This is a genomic window from Tsukamurella strandjordii, assembly GCF_039525985.1.
Taxonomy (GTDB): domain Bacteria; phylum Actinomycetota; class Actinomycetes; order Mycobacteriales; family Mycobacteriaceae; genus Tsukamurella; species Tsukamurella strandjordii.
Window position 1 is genome coordinate 385,443 of record NZ_BAAAII010000004.1, and the last position, 21,674, is coordinate 407,116.

A 21,674-nucleotide genomic window follows, 5' to 3' on the forward strand; every position below is an offset into this window, starting at 1 on the left:
TTGCGACGATCACGCGCCCGGCCCGGGATATTCGGGACTAGCCCAGACAGCGACAACCGGCCATACGGCACAGGTCGACCGCCAGACGGCGGGTGAGCAGCAGCTCACAGCGGTTGCGCATGCCGCCAGAATACCGAACCCGCGATGATCGCGTCATGGGAGGTCCGTCTCACGCCACGGGACGGTAGAAAGCGCCGGGCGTCACCGTCACATCGTCGGCCTCACCGAGCAGCACCACATCGGCGTTCTCGCCGCGCGCGCCCGTCGCCCGCACCCCGAAGGGCAGAGCCATCGCGGGCAGCGTCCTGGTGAACGCCGCCAACACCTTCGGCTCCTCACCCGGCAGCAGATCGGCCTTCGCATGGTCCTCGGGGCCGGTGTAGATCCCCGTGGCCCGCACGTGAATCGCCTGTCCCTCCGCGGAGAAGTCCGCGGCCACCGAGATCAGCACCGTGCGCTTCGGGTCCTGCTCGGTGGGCAGCGGGATGTCGCCCGTGAGCACCACGCCCGTCGCCGACTTCACGTACCCGTCGGCGGGACTGCCCGCGCCGGCCCGCTTCGGGGCGGGCGTGTGCACCTGCAGATCGACGATCCCGAGGTACCGCCCGAAAGTCTTCTGATCCAGTCGCACCCGCGACTCGATGTGCCCCGCCCGGATCGGGGTGTCCGCGGTGAACGTGGGCAGCACGCCGCCGGGCAGGTCGACGTCCGTGAGTTCGGCCTCGATCCGTCCCTTCCTCGGGTCCTTCGGGTCGCCCACCTGCGCGGGCACCGCGATCGACAGCTTCGGGTGCTGTCCGCCCGAGGTGAGATAGGGGAACCCGCCGATGGTGACCTCGGGGTCGGTGTCGAGGCCCGCGGCCGCCCGCAGCTCGCGGGAGAGCCGGTACTCGGCGGTCGCCGCGGTGCCGACCTCCGCGAGGAACAGCGCCACCACCAGGACCGCCAGCGCGATCAGTGCGCGTCTGATCCAGGACCGTCCGGATGCCTGTCCCACGCCTCGCCTCTCGTCGCCTGTGAGCGCGCCGACACCCGTCTCGGACGGTGCGGCGGCGCATGGTGCTCTGACCACCGCTATTCTGACACCTGTTGTTTCGTCCGCCGTCATGCACCGGGGAGGGCTCGTTGGATCTCATCCTGCTCACGTCCGACCCGAACCCGGACGGTGTTCTCCCTGCGCTGTCGCTGCTCGCGCACGCCGTGCGCCCCCTCGCCGCCGACGTCTCGTCGCTGCTCGAGGTGGGTCCCGCCGACGTCGCGCTGGTCGACGCGCGCACCGATCTCGTGGCCGCCCGCGGCCTCTGCCGCCTGCTCGGCACCACCGGCGGCGGGCAGGTCCCCGTGGTCGCCGTGCTCACCGAGGGCGGCCTCGTGGCCGCCAACGCGGATTGGGGCCTCGACGACTTCCTGCTGCCCGGCACCGGCCCCGCCGAGATCGACGCGCGCCTGCGCCTGGTGGCCGGACGCCGCATCGGCGGCGCCGAGGACGAGGTCGCCGACAAGATCACCCTGGGCGAGCTGCTCATCGACGAGGGCACCTACACGGCCCGGCTGCGCGGCAAGCCGCTCGACCTCACCTACAAGGAGTTCGAGCTCCTCAAGTTCCTCGCCCAGAACGTGGGCCGCGTCTTCACCCGCGCCCAGCTGCTGCAGGAGGTGTGGGGCTACGACTTCTTCGGCGGCACCCGCACCGTGGACGTGCACGTGCGGCGCCTACGCGCCAAGCTCGGCGCCGAACACGAGGGCATGATCGGCACCGTCCGCAACGTGGGCTACAAGGCCGTGCGCCCCGCCCGCGGCAAGGCCGACCGCTCCGGCGACGAGGTCGTCGACGAGTACGAGGAAGTCGAGGAGGGCTGATGGCCGCCGAGGTGCTGCACGGACCGGTCCCCGATCCCGGCGCGGTGCTGGCCCTCGCCGCCGAGGCCGCCGCCATCGACGGCATCGGCCCGCTCTCCGAACAGTTCCGCCTCGGTGTCTCCGGACCCGGACCGCACGTCCTCGCGCCCGACGATGCGGGCTACGCCGGGATCGTGATCCCGCCCGCCGGCGGCGCCGGCGCGGTAGAAGCCGTCGTCGCCCCCGGTCGCCGCGGACGGGGCCTGGGTCGCGAGCTCGTGGCCGCCGCGCTCGACGTGGCGGGGGACGGCGCCACCGTCTGGGCCCACGGCGACCTGCCGCCCGCCCGCGCCGTGGCCGCGAAGCTCGGCCTGACGCCCGTGCGCACCCTGCTGAACCTGCGCCGCCCCCTCACCGGACTGGATCCGGCACCGTCGGCCCCCGACGGCGTCACGGTGCGCACCTACGCCGGCCCGAGCGACGACACCGCACTGCTCGCGGTGAACAACGCCGCCTTCGCCTGGCACCCGGAGCAGGGCGGCTGGGGACCGGAGCAGATCGCCGAACGCGTGAACGCGCCCTGGTTCGATCCGGCGGGCCTGTTCCTCGCCGTCGACGATCAGGGGCGGCTGCTCGGTTTCCACTGGACCAAGGTCGCCGACCCCGCCGCCGGGATCGGCGAGGTGTACATCGTGGCGGTGGCCCCCGAGGGGCAGGGACGCGGCCTTGGACGGCTGCTCACCGCCGCCGGCCTGCACTATCTGGCGGATCGCACACTCGACACCGTGGAGCTGTACGTGGAGGGTGACAACACCGCCGCGCTGCACACCTATACGAGACTCGGTTTTTCGGAACACGAAAGACACGTCGCGTACGCGCAAACGTAAATCACTCGACCAGCGGTGTTTCCCCGCAGTTCACCGGCGACACCCGATTCGGACACCCGGCATCCCTAGGTTCAGAGCAGCGCCCCTCGTTGACGGTGCGCGCCCGACTCACCCCAACCCGGAGGACTCTCGGTGAACATCAAGCGTGGATCCGTCGCGGCCATCGCCGCGGCTGCAGCACTGTCCCTGACCCTGTCGGCCTGCGGCAGCGAGGAGTCGACCGGTGCGGCCAGCAGCGCACCGGGCGGCGGCTCCGGCGTCCAGTGCGACGGCAAGCTCCAGCTCAAGGGCAGCGGCTCGACCGCACAGGCCAACGCGATGACGGTGTTCAAGAACACCTTCGCGCAGGACTGCTCCGGCGCCAACGTCGACTACAGCGGCAACGGCTCGGGCCAGGGCATCACCGAGTTCACCAGCGGCCTCACCAACTTCGGCGGCTCCGATTCGCCGCTCAACGCCGACCAGGCCAAGAAGGCCGAGGAGAAGTGCGGCGCCCCCGCGCTGAACCTGCCGCTCGTCTTCGGCCCGATCGCCGTGGCCTACAAGCTGCCGGACAACGTCCAGGTCAACCTGTCGGCGTCCACCCTCGCCAAGATCTTCTCCGGCAAGGTCACCCAGTGGAACGCCCCGGAGATCGCCGCCGAGAACAACGGCACCAAGCTCCCGGACCTGCCGATCACCGTGGTCTTCCGCTCCGACGAGTCGGGCACTACCGAGAACTTCCAGAAGTACCTCGGCTCCGCCGCGGCCGCCGACTGGGACGCGAACGAGAAGAAGGGCAAGGCCTTCAAGGGCGGCATTGGCCAGGGCGCCAGCGGCAACGCCGCCGTCGCGGCCACCGTCAACAAGGCCGACGGCACCATCACCTACGCCGAGTGGAGCTTCGCCAAGGCGCAGAAGCTGCAGGTCGCCAACATCATCACCTCCGCCGGCCCCGAGGCCGTGAAGCTGTCGAGCGAGTCGGTCGCCAAGACCATCGACGCCGCCAAGTTCAAGACCCCCGGCAGCAAGGACCTCGTCCTCGACACCGAGGGCTTCTACAAGCCGACCGCCACCGGCGCCTACCCGATCGTGCTGGCCACCTACGAGATCGTGTGCTCGAAGTACTCGGACGCCGAGGTCGCCAAGGGCGTCAAGTCCTTCCTCAAGGTCGCGGCCAGCAAGTCGGCGCAGGACCAGCTCGACGGCCAGGGCTATGCGCCCATCCCGGACTCGTTCCGGAGCACCCTGCTCGCCTCGGTCGACTCGATCCAGTAGCGAGCGGGCAACCGGTAGGACAGCGTCGGACGAGGCGCCGCGCGGGGTGACCACCGCGCGCGGCGCCCGTCCCACGGGAAGGTAGCCACACGATGGCGGAACGACAGGGACAGATGGCAACGGAAGATTCGACGACGCGGGACGCCGAACCCGGGACACCGGCACGGCTGGACACGGACACTGTTGCCGTGGACGACAAGGTGGACTTCGCGACCTCGGCGGACTCCGGCCGCATGGAGAAGATCTTCAAGTGGACCGCCTACGCCTCCGGCGTGCTGCTGGTGGCCGTGATCGCGCTGATCTTCCTCCAGCTCGTCGTGCAGGCCGTCCCGGCGCTCACCAAGAACAACGTCAACTTCCTCACCAGCTCGGAGTGGCAGACCAACCCGAGCAACATGCGCTTCGGCATCCTCGAGCTGCTGAAGATCACCGTGCTCTCCTCGGTGATGGCGCTGATCATCGCCGTCCCGGTGGCGGTGGGTATCGCCACCTTCCTGGTGCAATACGTGCCGGCCCGGCTGTCGCGCCCGCTCAGCGCCGTGATCGACCTGCTGGCCGCCGTGCCGTCGATCATCTACGGCCTGTGGGGCATCTTCGTGCTGGCACCCTTCCTGGTGCCGCTGCAGCGCTGGCTCAACGAGAACCTGGGCTGGTTCTTCCTGTTCAAGACCGGCAACGTGGAACTCTCGCTGGGCTCCACGGTGTTCACCGCCGGCATCGTGCTGGCGATCATGATCCTGCCGATCATCACCTCGATCACCCGTGAGGCGCTGCGCCAGACCCCGGTCTCGCATCAGGAGGCCGCGCTGGCCCTGGGCGCCACCAAGTGGGAGGTCATCCGCCTCACGGTGTTCCCCTACGGACGGTCCGGCATCGTCGCCGGCTCCATGCTGGCCCTGGGCCGCGCCCTCGGCGAGACCATCGCGGTGCTGATCATCCTGTTCGCCGCCACCAAGAACTCCATCTGGTCGCTGTTCGACAGTGGCTACACCTTCGCTTCGAAGATCGCCTCCGCCGCCGCTGAGTTCGACAACGTCGATCAGCGCGGCGCCTACATCGCCGCCGGCCTCGTGCTGTTCGTGCTCACGTTCATCGTGAACGCGATCGCGCGCTGGATCGGCGGGGGACGGGTGAACGGATGACCGCCGCCGATCTGGACTCCGTCGCGAAGACGGACGTCATCTTCCACCGCACCTCCACGGTCCGGCGGATCAAGAACAACGCCGCCGCCTTCATCTTCGGCGCCTGCTTCCTGCTCGCCCTCGCGCCGCTGGTCTCCCTGCTGTACATGGTGATCGCCAACGGCCTCCCCGCCGTCATCGATCCCGAATGGTGGACCAAGTCGATGGTCCGGGTGGCGCCGGACTCGTACTCGGGCGGCATCCGGCACGCGCTGTACGGCACCATCGTCCAGGCGGGCATCGCGACGCTGTTCTCGGTGCCGATCGGCGTGATGGTGGGCATCTTCCTCGTCGAGTACGCCGAGGGCACCCGCCTCGGCAGGATCACCACCTTCATGGTCGACGTGCTGGCGGGTATCCCCTCGATCGTGGCCACCCTGTTCATCTTCGGTGTGTGGATCACCACCTTCGGCATGCCGCAGTCCGCGTTCGCGGTGAGCCTGGCGCTGATCCTGCTCATGGTCCCGGTGGTGGTGCGCTCCACCGAGGAGATGCTCAAACTCGTGCCGCACGAACTCCGCGAGGCCTCCTACGCACTCGGCGTGCCGAAGTGGAAGACCATCGTGCGCATCGTGCTCCCCACCGCCGCCTCGGGCATGGTGTCCGGTGTCTTCCTCGCCATCGCCCGCGTGGTCGGCGAGACCGCACCCGTGCTGCTGCTGGTGGGCATCAGCGACCGGATGAACTACGACGTCTTCAACGGCAACATGTCGTCGCTGCCGCTGTTCATCTACGACCAGTACCGCAACAACCCCGGCGCCGTCGGCGAGTACCGCGCGTGGGGCGCCGCCCTGACCCTGGTGCTGCTGGTGGGCATCGCCAGCGGCCTGGCCGCACTCATGTCGCGCCTGCTCGCGCCGAAGACGAAGTAACAGGAGAGTCCCATGGCCAAGCGTCTTGATATCAAGGACCTGAACATCTACTACGGCGCGTTCCACGCGGTGCGCGATGTGACCCTCTCGGTGCCGCCGAACTCCGTGACCGCCTTCATCGGACCGTCCGGTTGCGGTAAGTCGACGGTGCTCCGCTCCATCAACCGCATGCACGAGGTGACGCCCGGCGCCCGCGTGGACGGCCACATCACCCTCGACGGTGCCGACATCTACGGTCCCGGCGTCGATCCGGTGGGCGTGCGCAAGACCATCGGCATGGTCTTCCAGCGCGCGAACCCGTTCCCCACCATGTCGATCCGCGACAACGTGGTGGCTGGCCTGCGGCTGCAGGGCATCCGCAGCAAGGACAAGCTGGACGAGGTGGCCGAGCAGTCGCTGCGCGGCGCCAACCTCTGGGAAGAGGTCAAGGACCGGCTCAACAAGCCCGGCGGCGGACTGTCCGGCGGTCAGCAGCAGCGTCTGTGCATCGCGCGCGCGATCGCGGTGAGCCCCGACGTGCTGCTCATGGACGAGCCCTGCTCGGCCCTGGACCCGATCTCGACGCTGGCCATCGAGGACCTGATCGCCGAGCTCAAGCAGCAGTACACGATCGTCATCGTCACGCACAACATGCAGCAGGCCGCCCGCGTCTCCGATCAGACCGCGTTCTTCAACCTCGAGGCCACCGGCAAGCCCGGCCAGCTCATCGAGATCAACGCGACCGAGAAGATGTTCTCCAACCCGGAGGAGCAGGCCACCGAGGACTACATCTCGGGCCGGTTCGGCTGATCCCGCTGCGCACGCGACCGCGGCACCGGCCGCGCCGGTACCCGACGGTACGGTGAGGCAATGACATCGCAGTACAGCACCGTGCTCCCGGGCGACCGTGCGGTCGCCCGCGTGCGCGACGCGGTGCTCCTGGTGGACGTGCCCGCCGTGGCCGCGCCGCCCGAGGTCGCGGCCCTGATGGCCGCACTCGACACCGACGACGACATCACCAGGGCGGTGGCGGCGCAGTCGGGCCCGGCCTTCGTGGTGCTCCAGGTGACCGAGACCACCGTCCGGGCACTGATCCACGGCTCCGCCGGGGTCCCGCCCGAGCAGGCGCTCACCGTGGCCATCTTCGGATCCGCCTCCGCCGCCGCGCCGCTGAGCGCCCTGCACGCGGAGGCCGGCTTCGTCGAACGGGTCTCGCCGCTGCCGCCCGGCGCGGTGGTCACGGTCACCGTCGGACCGCCGCCCCCGCCCGGCCCCGTGTGCGGGCCCACCGCCCTGCACCTCCTGCGCGGCGCCGTCCCCGGCGCGGGCGCGGTGCTGTGGTCCGACGAATCACTGGAAGCGCAGGGCGAGATCGACGCCGCCACCGACGTCTTCCCCGGCGATGCGCCGACGAACGAGGAACCCACGGGCGTGAGCCCGCTGTTCGCCGCCACCGAGCACGAGGTGGAGGTGCCGGAGTCGGTGCCCACCGCGGGGCCCCTGGTGGAGGGAAGGCGTTGCGCCTTCGGGCATCTCAACGCACCGTTCGCCGCCTACTGCAGCCGCTGCGGCGCGCTCGTGGATCGCCGCGCTCCGCTGGAGACGGGGCCGCGGCCGCCGCTCGGCATGCTGGTGGCCGACGACGGCGCCGCCTACGTGGTGGAGGCCGATATGGTGATCGGCCGCGACCCGTCGGGCTACGTGGCCCAGCGCGGCGGCCGCTCGTTCGACGGTGCCGGACGCCTCAATTCCGTTGTCCTCCAAGACCGCACGGGCGCACTGTCGCGCGCGCACCTGGAGATCCGGATCGACGGCTGGCAGCTGCTGGCCGTGGACGTGGGCTCGGCGAACGGCACCTGGGTGCGCCCGCCGGCCACACCCGCGCCGCTGCGGCTACCGCCCGGCCAGCCGGTACCGCTCACGCCGGGCACCGATATCCACCTGGGCGGCAGGATCCTGCAGCTCCAGGACGGCGCCGTCGGCTGATTCAGTTCGAGACGTCGGCGGTGGGCTCGGCGTTGCCGGTGGCCTGGAAGATCACCCGGCGGCCGATCTCCACGGCGTGATCGGCGAAGCGCTCGTAGTAGCGGCCCAGCAGCGTCACGTCGACCGCGGCGGCCACGCCGTGCTTCCAATCCCGGTCCATCAGCACCGTGAACAGGTGGCGATGCAGATCGTCCATCGCATCGTCCTGCTCCTCGATCTCGGCCGCCTGCTTCGGGTCCTGCGTGAGCAGCACCTCGCGGGCCGAGTTCGCGAGTTCCACGGCGAGCCGGCCCATCTCGGCGAAGTAGCCGTTGACCTCCTCGGGGAGGGTCTTGTTCGGGAACCGGCGGCGGGTGACCTTGGCGACGTGCAGCGCCAGCGCGCCCATCCGGTCGACATCGGCGACGATCTGGAAGCCCGACACCACGATGCGCAGATCGCTGGCCACGGGGGCCTGCAGCGCGAGCAGGGAGAAGGCCTCCTCCTCGGCGCGGCGGCTCAGGCGGACGATCTCGTCGTGCCCGGAGATGACCTCCTCGGCGAGCTCGAGATCGGCCTGCAGCAGGGCGTTGGTGGCCTTCTCCATGGCCACACCCGACTTGCCGCAGATGTCACCGAGAATGTCATTGAACGCAGCCATCTGCTGTGTGTACGCGGTACGCATGGGCGCAGTATAACGCCCGATTCTGACGGTTTGTCGTCCTCAGCTGAGCGGTAGGTGAATGCGAAGTGAACGCGGCTTCACCCGCCGCTGGTCTCCGTCTCCGCACCGGGCATCGCGGCGGCGTCGGCCTCCCACGGATCGTCGAGCCAGCCCTCCGGGAGCACCACCTTGCCGGGGGTGCCCTGGCGGCCGCGGGGACCCTCCGCGTCCTTCGGGAAGGGCACGTCCCGGGGCAGCGTATCGAGCAGCGCGCGCAGGTCGGCCAGGGTCTTGACGGTGGCCAGCCGGGTGCGCAGCTCGCCGCCGGCGGGGAAGCCGCGCAGGTACCAGGCCACGTGCTTGCGGATCTCCCGCATGCCCTTGTCCTCGCCGTGGTGCGCGGCCAGCAACTCGCCGTGCCGGTACATGATCTCGGTGACCTCGCCGAGGTTCGGCGGGGTCGGCATCGCGGTGCCGTTCAGGGCGGCGGACAGCTCGGAGAACAGCCAGGGGCGGCCGAGGCAGCCGCGGCCCACCACCACGCCGTCGCAGCCGGTGCGGTCCATCATGGTCACCGCGTCTTCGGCGGCGAAGATGTCGCCGTTGCCGAGCACCGGCACGGCATCGCCGAAGTGGTGGTGCACGTGCTCCTTGAGCCGGGTGATCTCGTCCCAGTCGGCCTGACCGGAGTAGCGCTGCGACGCGGTGCGGGCGTGCAGGGCCACGGCGACAGCGCCCTGCTCCGCGGCGATCCGGCCCGCATCCAGGTGGGTGTGGTGCTCGTCGTCGATGCCGATGCGGAACTTCACGGTGACCGGGATGCGGCCGCCGGCGCCGCCGTCCTCGATCCCGCGGACCGCCGCATCGACGATGCTGGCGAACAGGTTCCGCTTGTACGGCAGCGCGGACCCGCCGCCGCGGCGGGTGATCTTCGGGACGGGGCAGCCGAAGTTCATGTCCAGGTGATCCGCGAGGCCCTCCTCGGCGATCATCCGGGCCGCCTCGTAGGTGTAGTGCGCGTCCACCGTGTACAGCTGCAGGCTCCGCGGGTCCTCGTCGGGCGCGAAGGTGGTCATGTGCATGGTGACGGGGTGCCGCTCCACCAGGGCGCGGGCGGTGACCATCTCGCACACGTACAGCCCCGCGACGGTGCCGGAGCGCTGGCGTTCCAACTCCCGGCACAGGCTGCGGAAGGCCACATTGGTGACGCCGGCCATCGGCGCGAGCACGACGGGGGAGTCGAGCTCGAACTGGCCGATGGTCAGTTTCGGCTGCGTGGCGGTGGTCATGGGTGCTCCCTTAACGCGTTCACCTCCCGACGCCCGGAGGACATCAGGAGGTGAGTGCGGTCGATCGCGGAGGTCAGGCGCTCGCGCCGGCCTTCTCCTTGGCGGCGGCCTTCTCCTTCTTGGCGGCCTCCCGGGCCAGCGAGCGGTCGCGCATCTCCTCGAACTTCACGGCCGCGGCCTCGAGCTCATCGAGGAAGGCCGCGAGCTCCTCGCGGGTCCGCTCGCCCTCGGCGCTGAAGTCCTCGCGCTCGAAGATCTTCCACTTGCGCAGCACGGGCATGACGACCTCGTCCTTGTGCTGGCGCAGGTCGTAGATGCCGTGCTTGGCCATGAGCACGCCGTTGCGGCGGAAGTCCGGCATACCGGCGCCGGGCATCTCGAAGTGCTTGATGGTGTCGGTGATGGCGCGGATCGCCTGGTCGGGCACCAGGTCGAGGCCGGCGGCCGAGATGTTGCGGTAGAAGATCATGTGCAGGTTCTCGTCCGCCGCGATGCGCTGCAGCATCTTGTCGGCGATCGGGTCGGCACACACCTTGCCGGTGTTGCGGTGGCTCACGCGGGTGGCCAGCTCCTGGAAGGTCACGTACGCCACCGAGTGCAGCATCGTCATCTTCTGCTCGGTGTGCTGCGCGACCTTGCCCTGGGGATGCCAGCCGTTGGTCATGTGGATCATGCGGGCCTGCTCGAGCTTCACCGGGTCCACACCGCGGGTCACCACGAGGTAGTCGCGCATGGCGATGCCGTGGCGGTTCTCCTCGGCGGTCCAGCGGCCCACCCAGTGGCCCCAGGCGTCGTCCATGGAGAAGTTGGCGGCGATCTCCCGGTGGTACGTGGGCAGGTTGTCCTCGGTGAGGAGGTTGGTGATCATCGCGGCCTTGGCGACCTCGTCGAGGCGGCTCTCCTCGGGGTCGTAATCATGACCGCCGAGCGCTGCGAAGTTGCTGCCGTCCGCCCACGGGATGTACTCGTGGGGGCTCCAGTCCTTGGTCATCGAGAGATGGCGGTTGACGTTGTCCTCGGCGACGCCCGACAGCTCCTGCAGGAGCTCGAGCTGAGTGAGTGGACGGGTCGACATCATTCCTCTTCCGACGTATTTCTGCTTCGAACTATCCGACAAGACTACGCAAATCACACTCTGGACTCAACGTAGCCGGGGGTTATGCGCTGGCTGCGGCCTTTTCCAGGGCGCGTTCGCGCTTGGCGGCCTCGCGGGCCAGCGAGCGGTCGCGCATCTCCTCGAAGCGGCCGGCCTGCAGTTCGAGCTCGTCGATGTAGGCGGCCAGTTCCTCCCGCGCCTTCTGGCCCTCGGGGCCGAAGTCGTCGCGCTCGAAGATCTTCCACTTGCGCAGCACGGGCATCACGACCTCGTCCTTGTGCTGGCGCAGGTCGTAGATGCCGTGCTTGGCCATGAGCACGCCGTTGCGGCGGAAGTCGGGCATGCCGATGCCGGGCATCTCGAAGTGGGTGAGGATGTCGGTCACCGCGCGCAGGGCCTGGTCGGGGGCCAGATCGAGCGCCGCACCACAGATGTTGCGGTAGAAGATCATGTGCAGGTTCTCGTCGGCCGCGATGCGCTGGAGCAGCTTGTCGGCGGTGGCGTCGTTGCAGGCCTTGCCGGTGTTGCGGTGGCTCACGCGGGTGGCCAGCTCCTGGAAGGTCACGTACGAGACCAGGTGCAGGATGCTGCGGGCCTCGGGGCCGGCGCCGGAGTGGCCCTGCGAGGAGACGCCGTTACCCATGTGGGTCATCCGGAACTCCTCGAGCTTGACCGGGTCCACCGCGCGGGTCACCAGCAGGTAGTCGCGCATCGCGATGCCGTGCCGGTTCTCCTCGGCGGTCCAGCGGCCCACCCAATGGCCCCACGCGTGGTCCATGGAGAAGTTCTCGGAGATCTCCCGGTGGTAGCTGGGGAGGTTGTCCTCGGTGAGCAGGTTGGTGATCATCGCGGCCCGCGCCACATCGGAGAGCTGCGACTGCGACGGGTCCCAGTCCTGACCGCCGAGGGCGGCGTAGTTGCTGCCCTCGTCCCACGGCACGTAGTCGTGCGGGTTCCAGTCCTTGGTCATCGACAGGTGGCGATTGACATTCGCCTCCGCCACGCCGGAGAGCTCGGTGAGCATCTCCAGGTGAGTGAGTTCGCGTTGCATGTTCCTCCGTCGCTCGGCACGGGGCCGACTCGAGACACGTCCGGTTGGATTTCGCACACCGTGGTCTCGGTGTTACTGCGCCCGGCAATCTTCCTGCCGAAATGCGCCGTGACTGTGTCCAAGGTAACTCCGATGGGGGATTCACCGCACTGAATCGCGGGGTGGGTGACTCGTTCCACATCCTGCATCGGTGTCAGATCCAGCCGCGTTCCCGTGCCCGGAGGGTGGCCTCGTACCGGTTCGCGACACCCAGTTTGGCGACCGCGGAGGAGAGGTAGTTGCGGGTGGTGCCGGGGCTCAGATGCGCGCGCCGGGCGATCTCGTCGACGGAGGCCCCGTCGGCGGCGAACTCCAGGACGTCGGCCTCGCGCGGCGTGAGCGGCGAATCCCCGGCGCTGATCGCCTCCGCGGCGAGCTCGGGGTCCACGTACCGGCCGCCGGTGTGGACGGTGCGGATCACCTGCGCCAGCGTGGCCGCGGGCGCGGTCTTGGGGAGGAAGCCGCGCACGCCGATCGACAGCGCCCGCTTGAGGTAGCCGGGCCGCCCGTGGCTGGTGACGATCAGGGTGCCGGCGTCGGGGGTGAGAGCGAGCAGCTGGGCCGCGGTGTCGATGCCGTCCAACCCGGGCATCTGCAGGTCCAGGACGGCCACCGCGGGCGGCAGGCCCTGCTCCACGCGGCGCTGCCACAGCGCCACCAGCTCGGCGCCCGAGCCGGCCTCGGCGGCCACATGCAGATCGTCCTCCAGGTCCAGCAGGGCCGCCATCGCGGTGCGGATCAGGTGCTCGTCGTCGGCGAGCAGCACGTCGATCATCGTTCCTCCCAGGTCACGGCCAGGACGAAGTCTCCGGCTTCGCCGGTGGTGCGCAGCTGCGCGCCCACGGTGTGCACGCGCTCGGCCAGGCCCGCCAGGCCCGACGGTGCGCCGGACGGTGCGTCCGGCGCACCGTCGTTGCGCAGTTCCAGGCCGTCGGCGCGCAGGGTGAGTTCGGCGGCGGAGGCGGTCGAATGCTTGACGATGTTGGTGGTGCCCTCGCGGACCACCCACGCGGCGGTCTCGTGGAAGCGGGTGGGCACGTCGTCGGGGGAGCCGGTCACGGTGAGCCGGCAGCCCGCGGCGGCGAGCAGGGAGCGGGCCCCGGCCACCTCGCCGGCGAGGTCCACATCGCGGTAGCCGCGCACCAGCGAGCGCATCTCCTCCATCGAGGTCACGGCCAGGGACTTCACCTCGTCCATCTCGGTGGCCGCGCGGTCCGCGGCGCCGGCGCGGACCAGGGTCGCGGCCAGTTCACTCTTGACCGCGATCGCCGAGAACCCGCGCCCCACCACGTCGTGCAGGTCGCGGGCGAATCGCAGCCGCTCCTCGGCCACCTGCAACTCGGCGGCCATATCGCGGCTCTCCTCGAGCTCGGACAGGACGTGCAGGCTCCACACCGTCGCGCGGGTGGTCCACATGAGCAACACCCCGATGGGGAAGACGATCAGCAGCCGGAGGGCCGTGTCGGCGTCGCGCATCAGCAGCATGATCAGCACGCTGCCCGCGATCAGGATCGGCCACGGGTGCCGCACGAAGGGCAGGACCGAACCCGAGGCCATCAGCAGGGTGAGGAAGGCGGTGACGGCGGCCCCGTTGCGGACCGGTCCGTCGCCCGCGGCGAGCGCGATCACCACCGCCGCGCCGAAGACGAGGGCCTGGCAGATCACCGCGAAGCGCCAGGCCAGACGGCGCTGGCGGGCGTCCGCGCGCATGGACAGTTCGGGTTGGGATTCGACGGCCGCGATCGCGGCGAGGCCCACGATGACCGTCGCGATCACGGGCAGCGGGCGGATGCCGGTCACGGCCAGCATCGCGACCACGCTGATCACCGCGCTCTGCAGGACCAACCGGGTGTACAGCCGGAACTTGTCGGGCCCCGACATCCCGGCCCACCACGCCGCGACCCGGCGCAGGGGCGCCGGGATCACCCGCGATCGTCCCAGCGGAACCACTGGAGAACCAGAGCCACTGAGATCGCCGTCCATAGGACCAGTGTGGCAAGAGGTCGCCCGGCTTCGGCGAAGGTGGCGGCGAAGTCGAGGGCGGCGGCGTCGTTCGCGGCACCCGGTGCCAGTCCCGCCTCGCCCAGCCGGATCAGGTCGGCGACTGCGGCGAAGGGCGTCCAGTCGGCGATCCGGCCGAGCTGCTCGGGGAGCACGGGGCGGATGCTCGCCAGGCCCACCATCGACAGCACCATCACCGGGATGGAGGTGATCTGCGCGGCCTCGGCGTTCTTGGTCACGGCACTGGTGGCCAGCGCGAGCAGGGTGAAGATCACCAGGCCGCCGATCAGGGCCACCAGCAGCAGCAGCGGGTTCACCGGCAGCGGGCCACCCGCGGCGAAGACGGTGCCCGCCACGATCACCGTGCCCACCAGGGTGAGCACGGCCCCGGGCACGGCGGGTGCGGTGAGGATCTGCAGATCGGTGGCCTCGCCGGTGCGCAGCCGTTTCAGGACGCCCTCGGACCGGCGGGTGGTGACCATCGACAGCACCGAGTAGTACTGCACCATCAGCAGCGCGGACAACGCGAAGATCTCCAGCGTGTTGGCCACGCCGAGCGCGGTCCGCGGACCGTCGCCGGCGGTGAAGAAGAGCAGCAGGGGCGTCCCCACGGGGAACACGGTGCCCATGAAGAGCAGCGTCTTGTTGCGCCGGAACTGCAGGTACTCGGCGTGCGCGAGGGCGCGCAGGGGGCGGCGGCCGTAGCCGACGCCGGGGCGGGTGGCGGTCGCGGTACTCATCGGGGGTCTCCGTTCGTCGTGTCGGCCACGGACAGGAACACCGATTCGAGCGACGGTGCGTGGGCCTGTAGGCCGTTCAGGGTGAGGCCGCGGTCGGCGGCCCAGTCGAGCAGGGTGTGCAGATCGGCCTGCAGCCGGTGGGTTTCGACGGTGAGCCGCGCACCGTCGGGTCCGGTGCCGACCCGTGCGCCGGGCAGCACCGGCAGTGGGACCCCGGGATCGTCGAAGGCGATCACGGCCGGGTGGTCCTCGACGATGTCGCGGAGCGTCCCGAGGCGGGCGATCTCGCCGCGGTGCATGATCGCGATCCGGTCGGCGAGGGCCTCGGCCTCGTCGAGGTAGTGGGTGGTGAGCACCATGGTGACGCCGTCGGCCTTGAGCTCGGCGAGCAGCCGCCAGGTGGATCGGCGGCTCTCCGGGTCGAGTCCGGTGGTGGGCTCGTCGAGGAACAGCAGCCGGGGTTGCCCGATCAGCGCGCAGGCGAGGTCCACGCGGCGCTGCTCACCGCCGGACAGTGCGCGCACCCGCACATCGGCGCGGTCGGTGAGGTGCACGCGGGCCAGCACCGAGTCGGTGTCGGTGGGATTGCTGCAGGTGCCGCGCCACATCTGCAGGGTCTCGCGCACGGTGAGCTCGGCGGGGAGGCCGCCGGCCTGCAGCATGATCCCGCACAGCGGGCGCACGTCACGGCGGTCGCGCAGCGGGTCGCGGCCGAACACGGTGACCTCGCCCGAGGTGGGGGCGGCCAGGCCCTCCAGGAGGTCGAGGGTGGAGGTCTTGCCGGCGCCGTTGGTGCCGAGCAGGGCGAAGACCTCGCCGTGCCGGACGTCGAGATCGACGCCGCGGACGGCCTCGTAGGCGTTGCCGCCGGTCCCGTAGGTGCGGCGCAGCCCGGTCGCGGCGATGACGGTGTCGGTGGTCACGGCGGGCTCGGCCCGCACGGCGGTCACGCGCGTCCCCACTTGCGGCTGCCGAGGACCCACCGCACCGCCATGTGGGCGGCGATGACGGCGGCCACCACGGCCGCGAGGGCGGCGGGCGGCTGGAATGCGACGAACCCGGCCGCCAGGACGACGACTGTGATTACGATCACGAAGATCTCGCGGGAGCGGGTGGGCGCCGGTCCGAGCCGGACGGCGTCCATCAGCAGATCGTGGGGTCCGGTCGCGTCCGGGTGGCGCGGCGGGTGTGTCGGTGCGTGGGAAGGTGGTCCGAAGTGACGGTCTGTGGCGTTCATGTCTTCGAGCCTGGTGGGTCCGGGCGGTCGCGAGTAGTGCGCGATGTCATGAGTTCCGCCGCAGTCGTCATGGGGTGCCCATGACATCCGTCATAGGGTGCGCCCCCGCGCAGACACCGCATCGTCACCGAATCGTTCCCGCCAGTTCGCGTCCCCGACGCACGAGTCCCGGAACCTACACGCTGTGACGGCCGCATCGACTGAGATCGTGGAGCCCTCAGCGGAGAAGGGCGTGCGCGCGAATCTCAAGCTGCGGGACAATCTGCTGTTCCTACTGTTCGTGGTGCCGAACCTGGCGCTGCTCACCGCGTTCACCTACCGGCCGCTGATCGACAACTTCGCGCTGAGCTTCAAGGACTGGTCGCTGGCCAGCCCCGAGCCGGCGAAGTGGATCGGCCTGGCCAACTACCGCGAGTTCTTCACCAAGGCGGAGAGCTGGCAGGTGGTCACGGTCACGCTGGTGTTCACCGTGAGCGCGCTGGTGATCTCCATGGTGCTGGGGCTGGCGCTGGCGATGCTGTTGGATCAGAACCTCAAGGGCCGCAACCTGGTCCGGTCGGCCGTCTTCGCGCCCTTCGTGATCTCGGGCGCGGCGATCGGTGCGGCCTTCTACTTCGTCTTCAATCCGCAGTTCGGTGCGGTCGCGTCGATCCTGAGCTGGTTCGGCATCACCAGCCCGGACTTCTACCAACAGCCGGGCTGGGCCCTGTTCCTGGTCACCTTCACCTACATCTGGAAGAACCTGGGCTACACCTTCGTGATCTACCTGGCCGCGCTGCAGGGCCTGAACAAGGATCTCGACGAGGCGGCGGCGATCGACGGGACGCCCACGTGGCGCAAGTTCTGGCGGGTCACCTTCCCGCAGCTGCGGCCGGCCACGTACTTCCTGTCGATCACGGTGCTGCTCAACAGTCTTCAGGTGTTCGACATCGTCAACATCATGTTCCCTGCGGGAGGCCCGCAGGGCGGCACCACCACCATGGTGTTCGACATCTACTGGCAGACCTTCCGCAACCAGCGGGCCGGCTACGGCGCCACGATCGCCACGATCATGTTCCTCGTGCTGCTGATCGTCACCGTGGTGCAGGTCCGGATGATGGATCGGGGCAACGAGAAGTGACCGCGAACCCCACGAGCAGCGTCGGCAAGAAGGCGCTCGGCTACCTCGGCATGCTGGCCACGCTGGCGCTGGTCGCGGTGCCGGTGTACTTCATCGTGATCACATCGTTCAAGGACCGGCCGGACATCTTCGTCTCGCCCGCCACGTGGTGGCCGCCCACCTGGTACGCGGACAACTACAGCTACGTGACTCGCGAGATCCCGTACTGGGACTACCTGCGGAACTCGGTGATCATCACCGCGGTCACCGGCGGCATCAAGTTCGTGCTGGGTGTCACCAGCGCGTACGCGCTGGTGTTCCTGCGTTTCCCGTTCAAGAAGGTGCTGTTCGTGGTGATCATCGCCGCGCTGATGGTGCCGAACCAGATCACGGTGATCTCGAACTACGCGCTGATGGCCAACTACCGCAACACCTTCGTCGGCATCATCCTGCCGCTCGCGGGGGTGGCCTTCGGAACCTTCCTGCTGCGCAATCACTTCCTCTCGCTGCCGCGGGAGATCGTGGAGGCCGCGAGGATGGACGGCGCCGGACACCTGCGCCTGATGTTCCGGGTGATCCTGCCCATCTCGATCCCCACCATGGTGGCCTTCGCGGTGATCACCCTGGTAAACGAGTGGAACGAATACCTCTGGCCCTTCCTCATGTCGGATAACGCCGCCGTCGCACCGCTGCCCGTGGGGCTCACCCTGCTGCAGAACACCGAGCAGGGCGTCAACTGGGGGCCGGTGATGGCGGCCACCCTGCTCACCGCCCTGCCCATGCTCATCGTCTTCCTGATCCTGCAGCGGCAGATGATCAAGGGACTCACCTCCGGCGCCGTCAAGGGCTGACCGGGCCGTATCACTCATCCACCGGAAAACCACCGAAAACCCAAGGGAGCACTCATGGCCGACCTCAGCAGACGCGGATTCCTCGCGACCAGCCTCGCCGCCACCGCGGCCTTCGCCGCCGCCTGCTCGGGCTCCGGCAGCGGTGGGGGCGGTTCGAACTCGGGATCGAGCGGCGGCGACATCAAGCTGCAGTTCCTCACCAACCACCCGGGCAGCTCGAAGGCGCTTGAACAGAGCATCATCGACGACTTCCAGAAGGCCAACGCGAACATCAAGGTCGAGCTGCTCGACGGCGGCAAGAACTACGAACAGGTCGCCCAGAAGTTCCAGACCGCCCTCACCGGCGGCACCAAGCCCGACATCGTGGTGGTCTCGGACGTCACCTGGTTCAACTTCGCGCTGAACAAGCAGATCGAGCCGCTCGATCCCCTGTTCGCCGGTGCCGGCTTGAACCCGGCCGACTACGTGGACTCGCTGCTCGCCGACACCACGTTCGACGGTAAGCACTACGCCGTCCCGTTCGCCCGCTCGACGCCGCTGTTCTACTACAACAAGGACGTCTGGAAGAAGGCCGGCCTCGAGGACCGCGGCCCGAAGGACTGGGACGAGTTCGTCGCCTGGGCACCGCGCATCCAGGAGGCGATCGGCGGCGACAAGAAGGCCATCGTGCTCGCCGACGGGGAGAACTACATCGACTGGGTCTTCGAGGGCTGGAACTGGTCCAAGGGCGGCGCCTACTCGGACGGCTGGAACCTGAAGTTCACCAGTCCCGAGACCGTTGCGGCGGCGCAGCAGCTCAAGGACGTGATCGGCAAGTGGGGGCGTTTGGTCACCACACCCGAGAACGATTTCGGTGCCGGACTCGCGGCGGTCACCCTGCAGTCCACGGGCTCGCTCAAGACCATCGCCACCTCCGCCAAGTTCGAGGTGGGCACCGCCTTCCTGCCCGGCCCCCAGGGCAAGTCGTGCCCCACCGGCGGTGCCGGAGTCGCGATCGCCGCGGGCATCTCGGACGACCGCAAGGCCGCCGCGATGAAGTTCATCGAGTTCCTCACGAACGCGAAGAACTCGTCCACCTTCTCGCAGGGCACCGGGTACATGCCGGTCCGCAAGGCCGCGGTCGACGAGGCCTCGATGAAGGATTTCATCGCGAAGAACCCGAACTTCGGCACCGCCGTCAAGCAGCTGCCCTACACCCGCAGCCAGGACAACGCCCGCGTCTTCGTGCCGGGCGGCGGCGAGGACATCGGTCGGGCGCTGCAGCAGATCGCCACCGGTGGCGACCCGGCGGCGGTGCTCGGCACGCTGCAGACCACGATTCAGGGCAAGATCGACTCGCAGATCACGCCGAAGCTGCCGAAGTAGTCCGGCGGTAGCGAACAAGGAGTAGGGAACACCATGGCAACGGTGCGTTTCGACGGTGCGACGGTCCAGTACCCGGGGTCCGAACGGCCTTCGGTCAGCTCGCTCGACCTCGACATCGCGGACGGCGAATTCGTGGTGCTGGTGGGGCCTTCCGGTTGCGGTAAGTCCACCAGCCTGCGGGCGCTCGCGGGACTGGAGGCGGTGACCGACGGCCGCATCCTCATCGACGATGTGGATGTGACCACGGTGTCGCCGAAGAAGCGCGACGTGGCCATGGTGTTCCAGAACTACGCGCTCTACCCGAACATGACGGTGGCGCAGAACATGGGCTTCGCCCTGCGCAATGCCGGTGTGTCCAAGGAGGACACGAACAAGCAGGTCGCGGAGGCAGCGGCCATGCTGGAGCTGGAGCCGCTGCTCGACCGGAAGCCGGCGCGGCTGTCCGGCGGGCAGCGGCAGCGGGTGGCCATGGGCCGCGCCATCGTGCGGCATCCGAAGGTCTTCGCGATGGACGAGCCGCTGTCGAACCTCGATGCGCGCCTGCGGGTCTCGACCCGCTCGCAGATCTCCGCGTTGCAGCGCCGGCTCGGTGTGACCACGCTGTACGTGACCCACGACCAGGTCGAGGCCATGACCATGGGTGACCGCGTGGCGGTTCTCAAGGACGGTCTGCTGCAGCAGGTGGCGCCGCCGCGCGAGCTGTACGACGATCCGGTCAACACCTTCGTCGCAGGGTTCCTGGGCTCGCCGGGGATGAATCTGGTGACGGTGCAGCGCGATACCGACGGCGCGCATCTCGCGGGCGCCACCGTGGCGGTGCCGCGCACCGTCGAGGGTGAGACGGTGACCGTCGGCCTGCGGCCCGAGGCGCTCGATGTGGTGTCCCCGGACGCCCCGGGCGCCGCGAAGGGCACCGTGCAGCTGGTGGAGGAGCTGGGCGCTGAGGCGCTGGTCTACGTGACGATCGACGGCCAGGACAAGCCGTTGGTGGCGCGGGTGGACCGGGCCAGCTCGCTACGATCCGGCGACGAGGCCGGTCTCGTGCCCGCGCCGGATCAGGCGCTGTTCTTCCACGCGGAGACGGGCGACCGGCTGCGCTGAGCGCCGCCCGCGGAGGAAGGCGCGTCGCTGCGCGGTGCGCCGGTGCAGGTCCAGCATCGTCTGGACGGCACGGTCCCAGGTGAACTCCTCGGCGCGGGCGCGGGTGGCGTGCCGGTAGTCGCCACCGTCGAGGACGGACCGGACCGCGGTGGCGAACGCGGCCGCGGTATCCGCTGCGGGGAGGCCGCAATCGGCGCGCGCGATATCGGCGAGAGCGGAGTTGCGGGACACCACGATCGGGGTGCCGGAGGCGAGCGCCTCCATGGCCGAGAGCCCGAAGGTCTCGTGCGGTCCGGGGCAGACGGCGACGTCGGCGCAGGCGAGGAGGTCGGCGAGATCGTCGCGGTCGGTGAGGTGTCCGGTGAAGGTGACGGGCAGACTGGTCGCCTGGCGTCGCAGCTCGTCGAGCATGGCGCCCCCGCCGGCCACGACGAGGCGCGCCGAGGCACCGTCGGCCAGCAGTGCGCGCAGTACCTCGATGCCGCGCGCGGGGTGCTTCTCCATGGACAGTCGGCAGGATTGCGTGAGCAGGATGTCGGCGCCCTGGGCCCAACGCGCACGTGCCGCAGCCGTCGCCCGACCGGGGTGGAAGGTCCCGAGGTCCACGCCGAGGGGCACCGTGGCCACGTTGGGGGCGTGGATGCGGGCGAACTCCTCGCCGGCGAAGGGTGTGGTGCAGACGACGGTGTCGTAGCTGCGTGCGGTGCCGAGGTTGGCGATGTCGGAGGCCCACACCGCCACGCGCGGCGCTCCGAGGGCGATCATCCGGTCGAGGCGTTCGTGGCTGATCATCACGGAGCCGATGCCGCGGGCGCGCGCCCACGGGCCCATGCCGCGCAGGGTGAGCCGGTCGGACACCTCGAGGCTGTCGGCGTCGAGCCGGGGGAGCAGTCTGCGGATGCGGACGGGGTTCGCGGCTCGGTAGCCCTCGACGCGGAAGAACTTCGCGCCCGGCACGGTGATCCGCCGGACACCGGATTCGAGCACCTCGTCGCGCTGCTGTGCGCCCGCCACCACCAGTGTGACGCGGTGCCCGTGGGTCACGTAGCCGGCGCCCAGCTGATCGACCGCGGTCCGCAGGCCGCCGGAGCGGGGACCGTAGAAGTTCGCGAGTTGGACGATGTGCATTCCGCCAGGCTGCCCGTGGGGTCGGGCGCGGGG

22 protein-coding genes are annotated in these 21,674 nt (G+C 69.6%); 11 read left to right on the forward strand and 11 right to left on the reverse strand.

Annotation, left to right across the window (positions count from 1 at the left end; genetic code table 11):
- Window positions 1-169: 169 nt before the first annotated feature.
- On the reverse strand, window positions 170-997 hold the full coding sequence (locus ABD108_RS07800) for an LmeA family phospholipid-binding protein (protein ID WP_305111130.1): 828 nt from the start codon (window positions 995-997) through the stop codon (window positions 170-172).
- Between the two features lie 128 nt (window positions 998-1,125).
- Here ABD108_RS07800 and ABD108_RS07805 point away from each other — a divergent pair, with 128 nt between their 5' ends.
- The 7 genes from ABD108_RS07805 to ABD108_RS07835 all read left to right on the forward strand — a co-directional run bounded on the left by ABD108_RS07805 (window position 1,126) and on the right by ABD108_RS07835 (window position 8,001).
- Complete coding sequence (locus ABD108_RS07805) at window positions 1,126-1,860, forward strand: winged helix-turn-helix transcriptional regulator (protein ID WP_343929968.1); 735 nt, start codon at window positions 1,126-1,128, stop codon at window positions 1,858-1,860.
- Entirely contained in the window at window positions 1,860-2,726 is an 867-nt protein-coding gene (gene mshD / locus ABD108_RS07810; protein ID WP_343929969.1) for a mycothiol synthase, read from the forward strand. Before ABD108_RS07805 ends, mshD begins: the two co-directional genes overlap by 1 nt.
- 132 nt (window positions 2,727-2,858) lie before the next feature.
- Entirely contained in the window at window positions 2,859-3,983 is a 1,125-nt protein-coding gene (pstS, locus tag ABD108_RS07815) for a phosphate ABC transporter substrate-binding protein PstS (RefSeq protein ID WP_344185423.1), read from the forward strand.
- Window positions 3,984-4,075: 92 nt separating this feature from the next.
- Window positions 4,076-5,125: a phosphate ABC transporter permease subunit PstC gene (gene pstC / locus ABD108_RS07820; RefSeq protein ID WP_374758691.1), complete on the forward strand. Its 1,050-nt coding sequence runs from the start codon at window positions 4,076-4,078 to the stop codon at window positions 5,123-5,125.
- Window positions 5,122-6,036 (forward strand): phosphate ABC transporter permease PstA, encoded by a 915-nt coding sequence (pstA, locus tag ABD108_RS07825; protein ID WP_220657865.1) that lies wholly within the window; start codon window positions 5,122-5,124, stop codon window positions 6,034-6,036. The genes pstC and pstA overlap by 4 nt, the downstream gene beginning before the upstream one ends.
- Before the next feature lie 12 nt (window positions 6,037-6,048).
- Complete coding sequence (gene pstB, locus ABD108_RS07830) at window positions 6,049-6,825, forward strand: phosphate ABC transporter ATP-binding protein PstB (protein WP_220657866.1); 777 nt, start codon at window positions 6,049-6,051, stop codon at window positions 6,823-6,825.
- 60 nt (window positions 6,826-6,885) lie between these two features.
- Window positions 6,886-8,001 (forward strand): FHA domain-containing protein, encoded by a 1,116-nt coding sequence (locus ABD108_RS07835; protein ID WP_343929970.1) that lies wholly within the window; start codon window positions 6,886-6,888, stop codon window positions 7,999-8,001.
- A 1-nt stretch (window position 8,002) separates the two neighbouring features.
- Here ABD108_RS07835 and phoU read toward each other — a convergent pair whose 3' ends face one another.
- The 9 genes from phoU to ABD108_RS07880 form a co-directional block, all read right to left on the reverse strand.
- On the reverse strand, window positions 8,003-8,665 hold the full coding sequence (gene phoU, locus ABD108_RS07840) for a phosphate signaling complex protein PhoU (protein WP_220657868.1): 663 nt from the start codon (window positions 8,663-8,665) through the stop codon (window positions 8,003-8,005).
- Between the two features lie 77 nt (window positions 8,666-8,742).
- Window positions 8,743-9,933: a tRNA dihydrouridine synthase DusB gene (gene dusB / locus ABD108_RS07845; RefSeq protein WP_343929971.1), complete on the reverse strand. Its 1,191-nt coding sequence runs from the start codon at window positions 9,931-9,933 to the stop codon at window positions 8,743-8,745.
- Window positions 9,934-10,006: 73 nt separating this feature from the next.
- Window positions 10,007-11,011, reverse strand: coding sequence for an acyl-ACP desaturase (locus tag ABD108_RS07850; protein WP_343929972.1), 1,005 nt, complete (start codon window positions 11,009-11,011; stop codon window positions 10,007-10,009).
- Window positions 11,012-11,090: 79 nt separating this feature from the next.
- On the reverse strand, window positions 11,091-12,080 hold the full coding sequence (locus ABD108_RS07855) for an acyl-ACP desaturase (protein WP_220657871.1): 990 nt from the start codon (window positions 12,078-12,080) through the stop codon (window positions 11,091-11,093).
- Window positions 12,081-12,273: 193 nt separating this feature from the next.
- Window positions 12,274-12,894, reverse strand: a complete 621-nt coding sequence (locus ABD108_RS07860; RefSeq protein ID WP_305111125.1) for a response regulator transcription factor — start codon at window positions 12,892-12,894, stop codon at window positions 12,274-12,276.
- Window positions 12,891-14,045, reverse strand: a complete 1,155-nt coding sequence (locus tag ABD108_RS07865) for a sensor histidine kinase (RefSeq protein WP_343929973.1) — start codon at window positions 14,043-14,045, stop codon at window positions 12,891-12,893. The genes ABD108_RS07860 and ABD108_RS07865 overlap by 4 nt, the downstream gene beginning before the upstream one ends.
- Window positions 14,042-14,860 carry an ABC transporter permease gene (locus ABD108_RS07870; protein ID WP_343929974.1) on the reverse strand — a complete coding sequence of 273 codons (819 nt, stop codon included), beginning with the start codon at window positions 14,858-14,860 and terminating at the stop codon, window positions 14,042-14,044. The genes ABD108_RS07865 and ABD108_RS07870 overlap by 4 nt, the downstream gene beginning before the upstream one ends.
- A complete protein-coding gene (locus ABD108_RS07875) occupies window positions 14,857-15,810 on the reverse strand; it encodes an ABC transporter ATP-binding protein (RefSeq protein ID WP_305111122.1) in 954 nt (317 codons plus the stop codon). The genes ABD108_RS07870 and ABD108_RS07875 overlap by 4 nt, the downstream gene beginning before the upstream one ends.
- Window positions 15,807-16,004, reverse strand: coding sequence for a hypothetical protein (locus ABD108_RS07880; protein ID WP_220657875.1), 198 nt, complete (start codon window positions 16,002-16,004; stop codon window positions 15,807-15,809). Before ABD108_RS07880 ends, ABD108_RS07875 begins: the two co-directional genes overlap by 4 nt.
- Window positions 16,005-16,281: 277 nt before the next feature.
- Here ABD108_RS07880 and ABD108_RS07885 point away from each other — a divergent pair, with 277 nt between their 5' ends.
- From ABD108_RS07885 to ABD108_RS07900, 4 genes are read left to right on the forward strand one after another with little or no spacing between them, the layout of a single operon-like run.
- The gene (locus tag ABD108_RS07885; RefSeq protein WP_425579769.1) at window positions 16,282-17,217 is read left to right on the forward strand and encodes a carbohydrate ABC transporter permease; all 936 of its coding nucleotides are present in this window, start codon (window positions 16,282-16,284) and stop codon (window positions 17,215-17,217) included.
- Entirely contained in the window at window positions 17,214-18,047 is an 834-nt protein-coding gene (locus tag ABD108_RS07890; protein WP_344185504.1) for a carbohydrate ABC transporter permease, read from the forward strand. The genes ABD108_RS07885 and ABD108_RS07890 overlap by 4 nt, the downstream gene beginning before the upstream one ends.
- Before the next feature lie 54 nt (window positions 18,048-18,101).
- A complete protein-coding gene (locus ABD108_RS07895) occupies window positions 18,102-19,412 on the forward strand; it encodes an ABC transporter substrate-binding protein (RefSeq protein WP_343929975.1) in 1,311 nt (436 codons plus the stop codon).
- Window positions 19,413-19,445: 33 nt separating this feature from the next.
- Entirely contained in the window at window positions 19,446-20,513 is a 1,068-nt protein-coding gene (locus ABD108_RS07900) for an ABC transporter ATP-binding protein (RefSeq protein ID WP_220657879.1), read from the forward strand.
- Here the strand turns inward: ABD108_RS07900 and ABD108_RS07905 are convergent.
- The gene (locus ABD108_RS07905; protein ID WP_343929976.1) at window positions 20,427-21,641 is read right to left on the reverse strand and encodes a glycosyltransferase; all 1,215 of its coding nucleotides are present in this window, start codon (window positions 21,639-21,641) and stop codon (window positions 20,427-20,429) included. The genes ABD108_RS07900 and ABD108_RS07905 overlap by 87 nt on opposite strands.
- Window positions 21,642-21,674 lie beyond the last annotated feature (33 nt).